At 53.3% G+C, this 17,498-nt stretch carries 12 protein-coding genes and 1 tRNA gene; 8 read left to right on the top strand and 5 right to left on the bottom strand.

From position 1 onward, the window contains the following. Positions 1-44: 44 nt before the first annotated feature. Positions 45-6,188, bottom strand: a complete 6,144-nt coding sequence (locus HXY34_02355) for a DUF4129 domain-containing protein (protein NWF94959.1) — start codon at positions 6,186-6,188, stop codon at positions 45-47. A gap of 192 nt (positions 6,189-6,380) precedes the next feature. On the opposite strand from HXY34_02355, the gene HXY34_02350 reads away from it, so the two are divergent. Further along, entirely contained in the window at positions 6,381-7,037 is a 657-nt protein-coding gene (locus tag HXY34_02350; GenBank protein NWF94958.1) for an HD domain-containing protein, read from the top strand. On the opposite strand, the gene cyaB is transcribed toward HXY34_02350, so the two are convergent. Then, positions 6,967-7,551, bottom strand: a complete 585-nt coding sequence (cyaB, locus tag HXY34_02345; GenBank protein NWF94957.1) for a class IV adenylate cyclase — start codon at positions 7,549-7,551, stop codon at positions 6,967-6,969. The genes HXY34_02350 and cyaB overlap by 71 nt on opposite strands. 84 nt (positions 7,552-7,635) lie before the next feature. Between cyaB and HXY34_02340 the strand changes: the two genes are divergently transcribed. From HXY34_02340 to HXY34_02330, 3 genes are read left to right on the top strand one after another with little or no spacing between them, the layout of a single operon-like run. Continuing rightward, positions 7,636-8,901, top strand: coding sequence for a pyridoxal-phosphate dependent enzyme (locus tag HXY34_02340; GenBank protein NWF94956.1), 1,266 nt, complete (start codon positions 7,636-7,638; stop codon positions 8,899-8,901). Between the two features lie 56 nt (positions 8,902-8,957). Next, a complete protein-coding gene (locus HXY34_02335; protein NWF94955.1) occupies positions 8,958-9,929 on the top strand; it encodes an RsmB/NOP family class I SAM-dependent RNA methyltransferase in 972 nt (323 codons plus the stop codon). A 37-nt stretch (positions 9,930-9,966) separates the two neighbouring features. Continuing rightward, complete coding sequence (locus tag HXY34_02330; protein ID NWF94954.1) at positions 9,967-10,503, top strand: hypothetical protein; 537 nt, start codon at positions 9,967-9,969, stop codon at positions 10,501-10,503. Here HXY34_02330 and HXY34_02325 read toward each other — a convergent pair. Beyond that, the gene (locus tag HXY34_02325) at positions 10,500-11,234 is read right to left on the bottom strand and encodes a proteasome assembly chaperone family protein (GenBank protein NWF94953.1); all 735 of its coding nucleotides are present in this window, start codon (positions 11,232-11,234) and stop codon (positions 10,500-10,502) included. The two genes, HXY34_02330 and HXY34_02325, sit on opposite strands and share 4 nt — an antisense overlap. 149 nt (positions 11,235-11,383) lie before the next feature. Beyond that, positions 11,384-12,052 (bottom strand): hypothetical protein, encoded by a 669-nt coding sequence (locus HXY34_02320; GenBank protein NWF94952.1) that lies wholly within the window; start codon positions 12,050-12,052, stop codon positions 11,384-11,386. 162 nt (positions 12,053-12,214) lie between these two features. On the opposite strand from HXY34_02320, the gene HXY34_02315 reads away from it, so the two are divergent. The 4 genes from HXY34_02315 to HXY34_02300 all read left to right on the top strand — a co-directional run bounded on the left by HXY34_02315 (position 12,215) and on the right by HXY34_02300 (position 16,811). Beyond that, on the top strand, positions 12,215-14,419 hold the full coding sequence (locus HXY34_02315; GenBank protein NWF94951.1) for a hypothetical protein: 2,205 nt from the start codon (positions 12,215-12,217) through the stop codon (positions 14,417-14,419). 78 nt (positions 14,420-14,497) lie between these two features. Next, complete coding sequence (sucC, locus tag HXY34_02310) at positions 14,498-15,643, top strand: ADP-forming succinate--CoA ligase subunit beta (GenBank protein NWF94950.1); 1,146 nt, start codon at positions 14,498-14,500, stop codon at positions 15,641-15,643. After that, positions 15,643-16,512 (top strand): succinate--CoA ligase subunit alpha, encoded by an 870-nt coding sequence (gene sucD, locus HXY34_02305; GenBank protein NWF94949.1) that lies wholly within the window; start codon positions 15,643-15,645, stop codon positions 16,510-16,512. The genes sucC and sucD overlap by 1 nt, the downstream gene beginning before the upstream one ends. 140 nt (positions 16,513-16,652) lie before the next feature. Next, entirely contained in the window at positions 16,653-16,811 is a 159-nt protein-coding gene (locus HXY34_02300) for a 50S ribosomal protein L40e (protein ID NWF94948.1), read from the top strand. Between the two features lie 203 nt (positions 16,812-17,014). Here HXY34_02300 and HXY34_02295 read toward each other — a convergent pair. Further along, positions 17,015-17,092 (bottom strand) — tRNA-Val (locus tag HXY34_02295). Between the last annotated feature and the right edge of the window lie 406 nt (positions 17,093-17,498).

Below are 17,498 nucleotides of genomic sequence, written 5' to 3'. Positions count from 1 at the left end.
TAATCCACATCGCTTGTTTGGCCGCCGTCTCGAACCACCACTCACTACTTGGTCATCACACCAGTATCGACGCGAGGGTACAGGTCTGTGAAGGTCTTGATGGCCCGCTCACACTGCTCTCGCGGTATCTCGTGGCGTGAGAAGCGTGCTTCCTCATAGCTCTGCATGAACTCCTCCACAGCAGCCCCGTCGAGTGGGATGGCTTTGAGGACGCGCTCGACATACTCGCGCGATGTCTCAGAACTGAGGCGTTCGGACCCCATCTTCATCCCGCACATCTGTTCGAAGGTCCGGTAGGCAAGAGTGATTGCTGCAGAGTATTTTCCGGAGTCTGCGAGTTTTCTGATGTTTCTGAGCTTGTCCCTGATGTCAACACCTGTGGTCCGAGTGGCTCTTCTGCCCAGACCACGGACATAGTACAAGTAAAGAAGTACAGATACCGCAGCAGCAGCCACTGCTATCAGCGGTATGAGAAGTTCTTGGAGTTGCATGTTACCACCTGTGTTTGTCTGAATCATGACTGTGAACGGGCCAGCTTGATGCTCGTTCGCTCCAGCAATCGAGAGCGTATAAGTGTACGTACCTGCTGCCGGGCTCGCATCGATGACACATGAGAAGCGACCAGACAGGTCCGTCAGGGCACTGTACACATCCGTTTCACCCACACGGACGTATACGCGACGACCAACTATCGGATTGCCAAGATCATCCTTCAGGATGCCGTTGACGACCAGAGGTTGTGTTGTGAGTTGAACTGCTGCTGGGCTGGTCACCGTGAAGACCGCATCCGCAAATATGTGAAAGGTCGATACAGTCTGAGCGCTGTCTCCATCAATGTAGTCACTGCCATTGTATGTCACAGCCACTGCAAAGTGGCCGCTACCCCCAGACCATGACACGGGAATGGTCAGTCTCACGGCAGTAGGTACTGCCGCAAAGATGCTGGAAGTGTTAATCACGACACTGCCGACTGAGAATTCGACCGCTCCATTGACAGGAGCGCCATACTCATCAACAAGACTCACAAGGACTACTATCTCCTCACCGGGCATGACGTCTTGAGGGATAGTAATAGAGATCGTAATCACCGTGGTCAGATGAAGACGGACAGACCATGTCTCGTTCTCTCCTAGGATATCGTAATAGGGACTGTCCACGGTGACGCTCAATGTGTATGTACCGACTGGCAAACCGTACTCGACGTAGAGGTCAATAGAGAAGGTGCCATCCGATTGACTGTAGAATGTCGTACTGCCGGGGGCAACATCGACAAAGACCACCAGAGGTACTCCGGCGACATTGCCGCCTCCATTCGTGACCCGGCCGCTGACAGTCAGGGAGCTGCCATGGTTGACGACATATACGCTCTGAGGGTCCAAGTCGATATTGATCAGGTCTCTCAAGGTCACGGACTGCTCGTCAGATGCCATGTTCCAGAATGGAACACCACCCGGGTCATCGAACTCGACAAAGAGTGAGGCAGGGCCGACAACCCGATTCCAAGGCACAATGTATGAGAGCAAGAATGCGCCTCCGCCGCCAGTCACATTGCCCGTCACGTATTCTCCAGCGAGAACAAGCCAGACGGTATAGCCGACTAGAGAGGTCCCATTGTCAAGAGATAATGTGCCCGTCACAACCAAGTCTTCGCCACGATAGACAATTGAAGGACTGTTGACAACCCAGGTCAGCACGTATGCCGTGATGTTCACGCCGATTGAACTGCTTGTGTAACTGGCAATCCAGTTGAATGATGAAACATAGGCTGCCGAGATCTGGTGAACTCCTAGGGTGGAGAGGTTCTGTGGCACAAGCCAAGCGTACTCGAATGAACCGTCACCTAGAGAGGATGTGATGCCAATAGGAGACCCATCAAGTAGTATGACCACCTGTGCATCTCCGTAGGGGATATCCGTGATAGGCAGGTCATACCACAGAACACCGCTGATGTATAGTGTCTGGGTGACATAGATGCTGGTGACGCCACCTGTATCAAGTCCTGTTATCAGCGTCTGCCAACGCTCCAAGCTCACTCCAATGTCGTCTGACCGGTTGTTCTCAAGGATTGGGGAGCCATCGAACTCCACATACAGACTCGGCGATAGGTCAGTGTGGAGCCGGAACCCCGTGTACAGATACTCCCACTCACCAGTCGAGTTCGTAGTCCCGACCAGAATGACCAAGTCATGAGTATGATTGCTCCAGAATACAGAGAAGTTGGCATCACTCAACGCAGAGCCGTTGTCAAAGTACAGGCGGACATAGAGTAGGAGTGACTGGTTCAGGTATGTGGTAAGAGGATATACCGAGAACTCCATGTTCACATCATGTCTGAGGGCATTGACCGAAAAGGGAGTCTCTGCACTGCTTCTCAGGGGATCGCTAGATGAGTAGTTCCACTTGAACTGGTACATGCCCGGTCCTTGTGTAGTTGGCGTGAAAGTGTATACATACCTGAATCCCCCTGTGGCATTTGTCGGCATCTGGTGAATCAATACCCAGTCAGGACCTTCAAGCAAGAACAGCCTGACAAGCTCAGCCACGATGGGAGGTTGACCACCCTGATACGTCAGGGTGCCCTCAATCACTAGGCTCTCGTCCAAGTAGACAGACCCGGGTGACACAACACTCAGCTCGACCGCATAGAGAACGAGGCTCACTGTGACCCCCGGATAGGAGTCCGCGTCTGCCCAGAGAGGGGCTGTGGAGTTGTATGCTGCCCATATTGTGACAGTGCCTGCTCGGTCGCTGGACACGGACAGGTTGTAGTAGAATGTGAAGTGTCCGGTGGCATTGGTCGGGTTTGTAAGATAGCTGTGCACAGTCCCGTTGTCCCATCTCCAATAGACCGTGACGACTGCTCCTTGAATGGGTGTGCTGTTGTGTGTGAATGTCAGTACTCCGTAGACCAATACGGTCTCATTAAGATGGTAGGAAGTCGAGTTCGTTGACGTCGTGAGCGTCAGAGCGTACAGTATCAGGGTGGCAGTCTGATTGTCAGATTGACCATTGTCCCAGAGCGGGTTCGTAGCAGAGTATGTGACCCAGATGCGGACCGTTCCAAGGGGGTCAGCAGTCGTGCAGTTGTAGTAGAGAGAGTACTGACCCAGTCCGTTTGTAGTCCTCTGAAACACCTGAAGATTCAGCGCACTGTCTTGATAATGAACCCACACTGTCGCCCCTGCAATCGGTGCCCCGTTCTGAACAAAGGACAGTGTTCCTGAGACATGGATGACCTCGTCAAGATGATAGAGAGTGTTGTCCAGTGAAGCTGTGAGGTCCATCTGGTACAACTGGAGTGTGAGAGGGGGAGCAAGCAATGCACTGGAGTCGTTGTACAGCGGGGTCCATGACACAAAATGGGCAGCGACCTGGACGGTGTCAGGACCATCACTCAGAGACAGTGGATAGAACAAGTCGTACCGGCCAAGGCCATTGGTCGTTGTATTGAAGGAGAGCAGAGTGGTCGAGTTGAGCCAGTAGACGGAGACATTCCGGCTTGAAATCGGTGTCCCATTCTCGAAGGTCAAGAAGCCCCAGATATGGGCGGTCTCGTTTAGATGATAGTAGGAGGAGTCGGAGAAGATGGTCAGGTTGGTCATGTAGTTTGTCACAAAGATGGACAGGACCGGTGATGTTGCGCCATCATAATTAGGCACATCAGAGATCCACTCAGACCAATAGGAAACTGAACCGATGTACCCAATGGGAACAGTGTATACAAACTGGTAGTCGCCATATGCATTCGTCGTAGTGTTCCCGAGGTATGTCAAGTTGCCGCCCTCATTCCACCATATGTGGACCGTCTTCGCACTTATTCCAGACCCGTTGAGCTCGTCTGTGAGCCGACCTTCAATCACGATGTCCTCCAGGAAGTGAACAACCTCAGGACTGGAGGGCGTGGAGTTGATTGAGAGCTGAGCGGACTGCATCACAATCTCTACATCGACGGAGTTGCTCCAGTTACCTATTACTCGCTGAATGAAAAAAGGAGTCCAATTGGCGATTGCAGTATGGAAACCAATTGTCGTTGAGGTGGGTACAACATAGTCAGTTACAAAGCCGCCTGTTGAGTTGGTCAGCACGGTATCAAACTTGGTCTCATCGAAGAACAGCCCAATCGGCTGCGAGGCCAGATAGGTTCCGTTGAGCAGACGCAAACGCCCCTGATAGTGAAGGGTGGAGCCGCGGGAGGCCTCTGTGGGGGCGACCCACAGCTGGACCCGAGCCTTGCCCCAGACCTCGACCGTTGAGTTGTCTGCGGACCGGGCAGGTAGCAGCACAGGGATAGAACCTTGGTACTCCCCAGCATAACTGGACCATACCAAGTGGTATCCCAGTGTCATTCTGGAGCTAACGGGGTTGACAGAGATATCAAACTCATAGGTCCCGTCGCTAAGAATCGTGGCATTGCCAATCCAGCTCTCGTCCCACATTATCTGCATCTGATTGTTGACGAGGGTTGAACCGTCAACTGGGTTGCCACCGACAGTCATCAGCCCATGAACGTGGATTATGTCATCCCAATATGCGATGTAGTCGTCCAAACCGAGCTTGAGGTTCATGTCGACGACTTCACTTGGTGCAAAGCTGATAGTCTCTGCTGGCATAGCAAGTGGGTCGGGGCTTGCAACCGCATAAATCAGGGTGAAGTTGTACACATCGAAGCTGGCTGCATGGTAGACACAACTAAGGTTATGCAACCCAGCACTGGCACTGGAGGGGAAGGAGTAGTACAGCGTTGCAACACGTGTCGTCGGGTTGATTTCTGCAGACCCCATCAATCGGTTGTCGGTCACGTCTCGGAAGATGAGTGTGTCGCCCGTCGCCACAGGCATACCATTGAAGATGATGGATGCGTACACCTCGAACTGATCCCCTACTCGGATCCATCCTGTACCTACCTCGCTATGCCAGACCCATAGCTGCACGCTTCCGGGGTCAGTGTTCTCAGGAATCTCAGATCCGCCCATGTCATCGGGAAGAGCCATTGGCAGGACTTGTATCCATGTGCCTGCCTCGGATCCACTCATTGGAATGTAGACCTCCGCCCAAAACATCATGTGTCTGACTCGGACGGTCCTGTACTCTCCCTCAGGGTCTCCAATGGCATATCCCATAGCCAGTCGCGCAGGTATGCCCAAGTACCTCATGAAGACGCAATAGGCCGTGGCAAAGTCCATTGGTAACCCACCATTCCGTGCAAGGAACCAGTCTGTCACCTCTTGGCCACTAGAAGGACGCTCGAAGACTTCCGGATCACTGAGAATGAGATCATAAGCAGTCTGGAAATGGTTACTCACAATCATCGCGGTTTCATAAGCATTGCTTCCGCTGCCTTGGAACTGAGTTATGTTACCAATCACCGCAGGGGTGAGTGAGACCCCACTCAGAGCAGGAAGACCATACATGTCACGAATCTCGGATGGTGCATTAGAACCTGGCAGAGCAGAGGCAGCCACACTAGAGAGGTCCTGGTTGACATACGTGACCTCATAGCTGACCAAGACACTCGAGCCCGTTGGAGCCTGTAGAAGTGGGCTGAATAGGACCGTTCCATACTCGTCTGATTTCAGACCATAGTTGATCAGTCGACTCTCGCTGTCATATTGGAACGAACCACCGACTATGGAGCCTGTACGGAAAGAGTCCTCAACAATCAGGGTCTGTGGAAAGAGAACAGGTAGCTCGATGTCGCCCACTACTGGGCCCGCTGTCACATTGACTATGACAGTGTAAATCTGGTTGCCGAGAGACTCCGCGTAGGATCTAGACACGAGCTCGGCAGAGTTCAGGTCTCTTCTGCTCTCCAAGGTCTTGGTCCATCGTGACCCATCATATGCGTCGTATGCACCAGTACGCCACAGTTGGGGAGGGTCCTGAGGCGCAACATAGAAGACTATGTTCTCAAGCTGTTGAAGGAGGTCCTCAGGCAGTTGCTGATCCAAGGGAAGGTCTGTGTAGTTCACATTCTCAAACCAGTTTGAGCGCCCACCGGCCCAAGGTATGTCATATGGCCATGGCATCATATCCGAGAGAGGTTCGTGGGGCGTCTCAGTGCGCGGCTGAGTGAACTGCACTAGCACAAACGAAGTCGTGGCCCATACCACTGTCATGAGAAGGATAAGGGAGCTGATTACTGTTGTGATGCCAGCCTTTCTTCTGTCTGCGGTAACAGTTGAAATCAACGGGTATCACTCTCGTTTGGGCGTGAGCAGCGGCTCTTGCGGCCTCAAAGGTGGGCAGAGGCACACTACCTCTAGCTATTCCGACCTGAACCATTAAAGGCTTTCTTGTGAGGCATACTCCTAGACCGCTGCTCGTTCTGTCCCTGCAATAGAACACAAGAGCGCATTGCTGGATTGAATGGAGAATCGAAGATGGATAGATTGCAACTTGAGGAACTCAGTTCCATTGTCGAGCGTGTACTCTGTGACTCAGAGCATGGCGCACATACCATCGATCACGTACACCGTGTGTATTCAATCGCCATGACCATAGGCAAAGAGATGGCCGTGAACTCTCGGGTACTTGCTGCCGCTGCTCTGCTTCATGACATCGGCAGGCCGCAGGAGAAGACCACCGGAGTTTCCCACTCGATAGTCTCCGGAGAGATGAGCAGGGGGATATTGTCGCGAATAGGATACTCGGACACAGAAGTCGAGCAGGTCGTGGATGCAATTAGGACCCATCGGTTCAGCGAAGGACTTAGACCAGTCACGCGTGAGGGGGAGATTCTCAGCGATGCGGACAGACTAGATGCGATGGGGGCTATTGGCATCTACAGAGCAATTGCAGAAGCGGTGGCTTCAGGAAGAGGCATTGAAGGATTTCTGGCGCATGCAGAGGAGAAACTGCTCAGGCTTCAGGAGCATATGTACACCGACACAGGGAAGAGGATGGCAGCGGAACGCCATGGGCTACTTGTATCCTTTGTCAACCAGCTGAAAGCCGAATATGACCAGTCTACTCGCCCATACGGGCCAACAGCAGCTCAAGGTACGACTCTCTCACGGAGTCTGCGGGATTCAGGTTGAGACTCTTGATGACAGTGAACACGCGCTCCCTCGCTCTGGGGACTTCGGACTCATCACGGGCAATCATCTCAACCTCCACAAATGTACCGACCTGGTCCACTCGGTCCAGACTGACCACGGTCCCATCCAAATCATAGAACACCCGATGTTTCCGTACAGTTCCCATCCTCCTAAAGCCCAAGCTCTCAAGAATCTCGAGGAGCGACTCAGAGTTGCTGACCTCAACTGTGGACTCCTGCCGGGTCTTCGTCGTCTTGTCTAGCTTGGGTCCCTTGTATGTCAGTTGTGGGAGGGGTACAGGGACTGTTGCATCAACTGGGATTCGCTTCCGCAACCGCAGAGCTTCATCTGTCTGTGCAAATGACCTTGTAGGGTGTGCGAAGTAGATGTCCTCGTGATCCTCTTCGTTGAGCCGGCGCGCGGCGAGAGCCTCAAGTCTTGCACACAGTCCAGCAACCCTGTCAGCCTGGACTGGAAGCTTGACCTCGACCTCGATGGGTCTGGTTGAAACCATACTCCTCACGAGTCATGAGTACAGACTGATAGGTCTGCTGGTGAAACACAACTAAGATAACGTGTGATTCAGACTGACCATCACATGAGCTCTCGCATTTCCCGGTTCAGGGACTTTAAGTGTGCAAAGTGCGGGAAGACCTATGACTTGGACACCGTACCATGTAATGATGGGTGCGGAGGACGTATAGACATCACATTGGATATCGAGGGACTCAAGGAGGTCATCTCGTGGAAGGTGATTGAGAAGAGGTCTGGAGGGGTACGACGATTCATCGACTTGATGCCGTTGAGGAGTGCGAAGAGTCATGTATACTTGGGAGAAGGCGACACGCCCCTCATAAAGAGCAGGAGACTCGCCGAGTTGATGAGTCTGAATAGACTCTTCCTGAAGAATGAGACTCTGAACCCGACGGGCTCATTCAAGGACAGGCCTGTATCTGTGGGTGTGAGTAGGGCGGTCGAGGACGGCGCGAGGTGCGTCGTGGCCGCATCCTCAGGGAATGCGGCTGCTGCAATGTCAGCCTATGCGGCCAGCGCAGGACTCAAGGCGGTCGTACTAGTGCCCGAAGCTGCCCCAAGGGCCAAGCTGGTCCACCTCAAGACACTAGGCGCGGATGTCTTTAGAGTCCGCTCATCTGGAGAGGGTGTTGACCCGACAACAGACCTGCTAGAACAGGCCTGCAACAGATTCGGATGGACACCTGTCCCGTCGTTCGGGCCGTTCAACTGCTTTCAGTTCGAGGGCACGAAGACGCTGGGGTATGAGGTGGCCTGCGAAATGCGACTGGACCCGCCGGACTGGATACTCTTTCCGACTGGCAGCGGGGGTCTGATGGCTGGCACAATGAAGGGGCTGTTGGAGTTCAGAGACATGGGGCTCATTGATGATGTGCCCAGACCGGTGGTGGTTCAACCAGAAGGGTGTGCACCAATCGTCCGGGCGGCAAGAAGAGAAGGACACTCTGAAACCATAGAACGGTGGGGTGAACCGATGACAGTTGCAGGAGGACTGGCAGACCCATATCCCTGGGACTGGGACGCAGCAATAAAGTACTTGAAAGCCACAGGGGGGACTGCAGTCGCAGTAAAGGATGAGATGATTGAGCAATACGTCACGCGTCTTGCAAAGACTGAAGGAATCTTTGCAGAACCCAGCGGGGTGGCCGCCCTTCCGGGGTTGGAGATGCTCTTGGGAGACGGTGTGATTGATGCGACCGATACGGTTCTGGTCCCAATAACGGGTTCTGGCTTCAAGGACTTGGAAACGGCCGCAAGACTAGCTGGAGAGGTGCCGGTGATTCCGCCAGATGTGAATCAGCTTGCCGCGCAGCTCAACAGTAGACCATAGTATGAGTGAACAGAGCATGACACACAAGGCCGAAATGCCATGGAGTGGAGCAACAGATGTCTAGGAGGCCAAACAGAGAGAAGGCAAGAGAACTCGCCATCAAGCATGGGTATCTTGAATACATGATTGAACGGTATCTTGCGCTCTGGGGAGAGGACGAAACCCTCCAGTTCATAGAGGCATGTGAGCGACCAGTCAGGAGTTCCATCAGAGTCAACACACTCAAGACGGATGCGGCCACTCTCCGGGAGATACTGCGAACAAAGGATGTGATTACAGAGCCCGTCAACTGGCTGCCAGAAGGGCTTTGGGCTGATTTCGATGGGACTTCACCCGGGTCGCTTCTTGAGCACATGCGCGGGTTCTACTATGTGCAGGGAGTGCCCTCGATGACTGTGGCAAGAGTACTGGAACCTCAGGCGGGAGAGGTGGTGGTTGACCTTGCCTCAGCACCAGGTGGAAAGACAACTCATCTGGCTCAGTTGATGGACAACACCGGCACAATCTTCACTGTGGAGCAAGACAGGCTGCGAATAAGAGCACTCGAGATGAACCTGCAACGCTGTGGCGTGACCAATGCGATAGTACTGAGAGGGGATGCGAAGAAGGTGCTTGCTCTTGGACTAGACCCGGACCGCATACTCCTCGATGCGCCCTGTTCAGGAGAGGGGTTGATACCAATTGATCCTACGAGGAAGACTAGTAAGACAATGGCGGATCTGAGGTATTGCGCAACTCGGGAGGAAGAGATGCTGGACTTGGCAGTCGCTGCTCTAGCACCCGGCGGCGTATTGGTGTATTCCACATGCTCCATTGCACCCGAGGAGGGAGAGTATGTGGTCGATGGAGTCCTCAGGCGCCACTCCGACTTGTCTGTCGCACCCATCACTATGGAGTTTGGTGACCCGGGATACTCTTCACCCTACGGAGTGGAATTGGATGGGCGCCTTGTTCAGGCCCGCAGGTTTCTCCCGCACAGACACGGAACTGAGGGCTTCTTCATCTGCAAACTGACCAAGGATGGTTGAGAAGAAAGAGTGAGACCACAGAGGTAATGCATGAAGCATGACAGTAAAACCAATCGACCCTGAACTCTGGAGTGTAGTTGAAGAACAGATTGACAGGGACTTCGGAAGGGGGTCCGCGGCACATCTGTGTGCAGGTCTGATGATAGTTGTCGTGTCAAGTGAGAGGAAGGACTCCATATTCGCAATCCCACCAGACTGGGAGAGGTACTTTTCAATTGACGGGAACGCGTTCACAATCAACTCAATGGGGGTCTGGTTGGGAGACCTCGCTGACGGTCAATTGAAACTCAGCATTTGTGCTGCTGAACGGATTGCCACGTCCACCAAGAGTAAGATAGTGGTTTCCAAGAGGGGCGCGGAGGCATTCACTTACGGCAGAGGCATTCTGCGAGAATCAGTCGTGAGAGCGGCACCGGGTCTAGTGAGGGACCAGAGGGTGATTGTCGAGGACGAGGACGGCGTCTGCCTTGGAGTCGCAGCCCTCTCCGTTGACATCGCAAGACTGGACAGACTCTCCAGAGAGGACTTGGTCGCAAGGAATCTCATCGACATTGGATGGTACGTCAGAGCCTAGACGAACATGTCAGTCGTTCTATCGTCAGACTCGATGGACTTCCTCATCTTCTCGAGTCGTTCAATCTCTTTGCTTTCCTCTAGAAGCTGGTCAACATTGGCATTGATGTCATAGATCTCGTTTATCTTCTCCAGCATCTTCGCTGCTGAGCCCGGGTCAGGACGACCTCTTGTAGCATACGTGAGCAGACCTATCGCAGGATAGTCACGCATCTCGAGCTCGGCAAGTAGGAGAGCCAGTGGACCTGCAACGAAGAGGCCTTCTTCGAGCAGTGGAATGGACCATTTCTGCATAAGGGGGAGATAGGCAGTCGTCGGCACGCATCGCATATCCTCCTCGTCTTCCTTGAAGCTTGCGTCGAGTCCTCCAAGGAGTACCACCTCCGAGAAATCCTGCTCGACAATCCATTTTGCCAGCTGGTCTATGAACTGCCACTGTTCAGACTGGTGGGGCTGAAATCTCGGAACGAGAAAGACCATCTTCTCGTGTGAGTATATCTCAAATGGGAGAGCCAGACGCCCATTCTCCATCGAAACAAACAACGGGAGCATATCGCTCTTGATGAAACCCACCCTCTCAGCATTCAGTGCACGAGTCAGATGTGCAGTACTTAGGAAGCCCACTTCGCCGAGTCCGTGGAAGCCACAGAAGAAGGCAGATCCAGGTCGGACCTTGAAACCATCTTTCAGTAGTATTCGGAAGCTCGAGTCTCTCGTAGCTACAAAGGCCATTTTCTTCAGTCCTCAGGGCACAGTGACCGATACAACCCTCGGCCATAACTGGTTTCTAGCGACACCCGAGAACTGCCTTTTGTACTCTTGTATTCAGCTCAGCTGCGACAGTTCTCAGTCTATACAGAGTTGAATCTCTCCGATTGAGTCTAGAGTGGCCTCTGAGTGAAGAGATGCACCTTCGCAATGGACCTCTGTGTGGCCTTTGAATCACGCGCGCGTCTGACCTCTGACACCAAATCCTTCAGAGCAGACTCCATTGTTGTTGCCAGCTCCTCTTTCGAAACTGACAGCTTAATGCAATCTGAGACTGACTGAATCACAACGTCGGGCACAATGATGTCAATGTCCTTCTTGATGCCAATGGCTTCAAGCTTCTCTTCCAGGAAGGGACCACCGACAATTATGGATGTGGTGCCATCTGTATCGAAGTGAACATCAATTGGTCTACCAACCTTGACTCCGGCCTTGTCCACGACATCCAGCTTCTCAAAGCGAGAGAAGCGTATCTCACCTTGAGGGATCGCATCCGAGTCAAGGGTGGTCTTCATCTCGTCCACGCTGGTCCCTAGGTACACCTTCTTTGAGTCAATGCGCTTGATGAACGATGCATCGAACACGGGGTCTCTGTCGGGCCGCAGTCGCGCTCTCTCTAGGAACTCCTCTATACGTGAACCAGCTAGTATGAACTGAGAGAGCTTCAACCGGCCGTCGAACTTGAATGTGAGGTCTGAGATGTGTCCAATCTTCCGTCCAGATGTGTCAACAACCGCCGCCTTCGTTATCTCACAGGTCTTAATCGCAGACGCAATCTCCATATGAAAACCTGCAGAGATGACCGAGGGGCGAGGAATAAACCTTTCTCCACAGTCCTGCAGCCTAATGATTAGAGCCTGAGAAGATATAATAGTTGATGAAGACAACAATGAACCAATCCTCAGAAGCAATACCACAGGGGTGATAGAACAACGAGCACTTTGATGGAACTCGAGCTCGAGCGTATAAACCCCGGTCTGTTGGAGATACTGAGGCGTCAAGGACTTGTCAGACTGACCGAATTCCAACAGAGCGCCTTGCATGCGGGACTCATGAGGGGAGAGAACCAGATACTGGTCACACATGACTTCGATGAGGCCTACGACGTTGCTGAGATAGCAGTGATCAATCGTGTGGCATCGGACTTCAGAGCCAGAGCAGTTGTCCTCTGTCCAAACCCACATCAGGCAGAGAAGCGCCTGAGGTCCATCGGAGCTAGATGTGGACGACTGGGTATAGAGGTCAAGTCAATCATCCGGAGGAAGAGTGCGACTGGACTGGAGATTAGGCATGGGAGAATCACAGTTGGTACATATCAGTCATTCAGTATTGCTCTCAGAGCACACCCTGAGCTACTAGAGGGAGTAGCGATAGTCCTCGTAGAGCGTGTGGACCTCATTGGGCATGAGACCGCAGGTGCACCTCTCGAGTCGATACTGGTGGCGCTGAAGGGAGTCGCGACACAACCACAGATTGTTGCAGTCACCAGGCCGATAGCCGACATTGAGACCGTGCGCCAGTGGCTGTCTGCAGAGGTTGTGAAGGACCCCAGACCCGAAGTGAAGAGGATTTTCAGCGTAAAGGTCTTTGAAAGTCTGCACAGGTCACTTGTCAGCCTCATCGAGTTCGTCTACCACAGGAACGGTCAGGTCATGATTCTGACATCGGGAGTTCATGCTGCTGAGAACTTGGCAAAGCAGCTGGTGACTGGCGAGGATATGTCGGACTCTGACCGGTTAGACCTGAGAATGCGTCCAGAGACCAAGGATGTGCTACTGGACCTCGCTAGGAGCATAGGACGCTTCTTTCCTGAATGTAGACAGACGAGGGACCTAGTTGGGGTACTGAGAAAGGGTGTTGCCATACTTCATGAAGGCCTACCCAGATCGCAGAGGAGGGTTGTTTCAGAGGCATGGGAGGCAGGAAAGATACCAGTCATCATGATGCCAGCAGGCTTTGCAATTGCGAGCGGCCTGCAGGCGACTGTCGTCTTTCTCCTAGGGGTCTATGCTGGGCATGACACAGAAACGTCGTCAGACCAACGTGAACCCATGATGCTGCCCGAGTGGGAGGTGACGGACCTTCTCTATTCGGCTGGCAGAACAGGAAAGGACAACGAGGCATTCGGGATGGTCATTGTTGACAGCGACGCAGAGAAACGGAGAGTTGTAGACAAGTACTTTGTCACCGAGGAGGATGGGACCATAGTCCCAAGGGTTGGAGAAGTGGACAGCACTATGGACCAACCGGAGAACCTAGAGGACCTTGTGCTCAGTGAGGTCTGCAGGACTGGTGTTGAGAACGAGAACCCATTCGTAGTCCTGAGCAGGACCTACTGGGCCGCAAAGAACCGTTTCTTGGGGATGACACAGGCGGGGCTGTTGTTGGACGGAGAGGGGGACGCACAGTCTCTTCTTGCTCTCAGGGCCACTGCGTCAATCACAAGGAGGGCCGAGGAGATTCCCGACTCCAGCGTGAAGCTGGTCTCGGTCACACCAGTCAAGATAGAGGGACTGATCCACAGTGGCACAAGAGAGATCTGGCACTACGTAGCATTGAAGGCTGCTGAGGGCGTGTCCTGTTCCTGTGAGTCATGGAAGTACCAAGGAGCAAGCCGACACAGGCTATGCAAACACATAGTCAAATTCGCTGGCTTTGCGATGCGCAACCCTGAGACCAAGCCATACGCTACCTCTGTCGTGCTTCAGTCGCTGCGAGGCATGAGTGTGCTAAGTGAACTTGAGCAGGACGGACTCGTGACAAGAAGCGGGAAGAGTGTCAAATGCACGACTCTTGGCGCGAACGTCACGGTTCTCGGTGTACCTGTGAAGGACGCCCAGAAGGTCATGCGAGCCACGAAGGCAGGTTCCGGTGACCTCAAGGACATCCTCACAGGAGTCGTTGCGACAAGGACTGGGCACTCAAAGGCACTGGTAAGACGCGTCCTTGATGGCGTACAGCTGGGAAACATACAGAAACTGGCCTGCGAGGAGGACATGGCAGGAGTTCTGGAGAACATCATCGAGGAGCTTCACTACACGAACGCAATCCTCCTGAAACTGATGACGGGCGACGACAGATTAGGGCTCAACAGGGAGAGCTTTGAACTCCAGAAGACACTTGTTTCACTCATCGAAGAGCCGGAGTGAAGCTTATTTAGGTGAACAGAACGGGACCCGGATGAGCCTAGGGCGAGTGACAAGAGACCCTTGCTTTGGTGATCAATTATGAAGCTGTTCGAGCATGAGGCCAAGGATGTCTTCCGGACCTTCAACATACCAATGCCTCCTGGCGGCTTAGCTAGGACTCCCGCAGAGGCAAGTGAAGTGGCCAAGAGAGTGGGAAAGCCTGTAGTCGTCAAGGCCCAAGTTCTTGCGGGCAAGAGGGGCAAGGCGGGAGGAGTGAAGTTCGCCAATACTCCCGAAGAGGCTGGAAGCGTAGCTAAGGAGATTCTTGCAATGAGAATCAGTGACCTTCCAGTCGAATCCGTCCTCGTCGAGGAGAAGCTGGACATTGCCCAAGAGATCTATGCAGGCATCACTATTGATAGAAACGAACGCAAGTACGTCGTCATTGGAAGCGCCGCTGGCGGGATGTCAATAGAGGAGCTTGCAGTCGAGAGCCCAGAGAAAATCATCAAGGCACATGTGGACCCGTTTCTTGGGTTTGGAGGCTATGAGGCCCGGAACATGGCTATCGCTATGGGCTTCAGGGGGAAGCTGATCAACCAGGTCGCAGACATGTTTCTCAGACTGTGGAGTGTTGTAGAGGCCTATGACGTAGAGTTGACGGAGATCAACCCACTCATACTCACCAAAGACGGCAGGCTACTTGCTGCAGATGCAAGACTAAACATAGATGACAGCGCGCTCTACCGACACAAGAAGACTGTTGAAGAACTCAACCGGCAACCAGTCGAACAGAACGAGCGTGAGAGAGCCGCATCGGAACACGGGATGGCATATGTCGAGCTGGATGGCGATGTGGCCTGCATCTGCAATGGTGCAGGTCTTACGATGGCCACCCTTGACGCAGTTGCCCTTCAAGGAGGCAGAGCGTCAACGTTCCTAGACTTGGGCGGCGGTTCTGACGCGGAGCGGGTAGAAAAGGGCATAGACATTGCTCTGATGTATCCCAAGGTGAAAGCAATACTTGTCAACATCATGGGGGGCATCACTAGATGTGATGATGTTGCAAGGGGCATCGTTGCTGCACGGGAGAGAAAGGGAATCAGGGTACCGATGGTCATAAGGATGGTCGGTACGAATGAGGCAGAGGGTCAGAGAATACTCCGTGATGCGGGTATACCGTTTCTCAACACGATGGAAGAGGCAGCCGCGAAGGTTGTAGAGATAGTCAGGGAGGTGTCCTAATGGCGGTACTTGTCGACAGTAAGACTCGTGTAGTAGTTCAAGGAATAACAGGAGCACAGGGGACATTCCATACTAGTGCTATGCTGAAGTATGGGACAAAAGTCGTAGCAGGAGTGACACCCGGCAAAGGTGGTACGGATGTCAGTGGTGTGCCAGTCTACGACAGTGTGAAGGAGGCCAAGGCCGCACACGACGCTACAGCATCTGTAATCTTCGTGCCTGCGCCCTTTGCAGCTGATGCTGCTCTGGAGGCCATATCACTTGATCTGAATCCTGTTGTGGTCATTACAGAACATGTCCCCGTGAGAGACGAGATCAGGATGATTCATGCTGCGAGAATGAAGGGCATAACAGTCATAGGTCCCAATACACCGGGAATAATCACACCGGGGGCCAAACAGAAACTGGGGATAATGCCCGGACATGTCTTCATGGATGGCCCCGTGGGACTCATGTCGAGAAGTGGGACCCTCACATACGAGATAGCAGCAGGCATGACCAGCGCCAAGATTGGGACCACCACTGCTATAGGCATGGGCGGCGACCCGTGTGTGGGTCTCACAACGGTCGAGGGTGTGCAGCTCTTCCAGAAGGACAAGAGGACCAAGGCCATAGTCATCGTAGGAGAGATAGGTGGCGACGCTGAAGAGCGTGCAGCTGCTTATGTCAAGGAACATCTGGACATTCCTGTCGTCGGCTTCATCGCTGGTAGGACTGCCCCACCAGGAAAGAAGATGGGACATGCAGGAGCAATAATCAGCGGGAGCAGCGGGACAGCTGAGGCAAAGATCAAGGCACTGACTGCGGCCGGAGTCAGGGTCGCAGAGCGGCCAAGTGATGTTGCAAGGATTCTCAAAGAAGTGCTCTAGGAGTGTAGAGAGGCTGCAGGGTCTCTCTCGCCTAGGAGTCCTTCGAAGCTAGAGCGATAGCCTTTTAATACGACACCAATGAGGACCCTGAGCGGGCTCGTTCCGTAGGATGTCCGTTCCACAGGATTGAGGTCATCAGAATGCCAGTCGCTGACATCGAGAAACGCAAGCTTGCACAGCACTACTTACTATACAAGTCAGTTTGCCGCGACTGCGGAGCGACCAATCCACTAGGCGCGAAGAAGTGTAGAAAGTGCAAGAGAAGCGACCTAAGACCCAAGAAACGGGGCAAGAAGTAGTCGTTCTCAGTCTTTTGCAGTCGGTCTTGCAGACCGAGAACCACCAATCACTATCAGACAGAGGTGAGTAGAGTGGCTCATGGTCATTGCAAGTCTGGTGTCTGGTGCAAGTCAGGCAGGTACTGAAGCCTTGCGATACACTTTGACTATCATGACAGGCAGGACACTGGTCACTCATGAACAGAAGGAATCAAGGAGCAAGATGGTGGGTCGGGGGAGACTCGAACTCCCGACTTCCGCAGTGTGAATGCGGTGTCATAACCGAGCTAAACTACCGACCCAAGTCAAGCGATTGCCCTTGATGGGCACGCAAGAGCAGCCTCAGAGTTGGACACGTCGCACAGAGGATTGCCGGAACACGGCAATCATCCAGCAACAACCTGTAAGATGGTAGGCTCTGTCCCCTGTTGTAGACACACAGACTACGGTGGTCTGACACCCTTGCGGCCACGGGAAGTCATCCCGGTACTGCATGTGGGCGGACAGGACTATCGTGTCAAACTCTGTCTGATTGAAACTGCGTGGTAGCGATTAAAAACGTTGTGCAGTCAGGGGCCCTGTTGTGAAATCACAGGAGATGTAGGACACTGTAACACCACACTGTAGACCGTGGAGCGGGACACGCCGAACACCATGGCGGCCGCCCTAATCTGGATGCTTTCAACGCCCTAATCTGGATGCTTGCAG

The organism is Candidatus Thorarchaeota archaeon (assembly GCA_013388835.1).
Classification (GTDB): Archaea; Asgardarchaeota; Thorarchaeia; order Thorarchaeales; family Thorarchaeaceae; genus JACAEL01.
The sequence above is the reverse complement of the archived record's forward strand: the minus strand, read 5'-3'. Positions and strand labels throughout refer to the sequence as shown.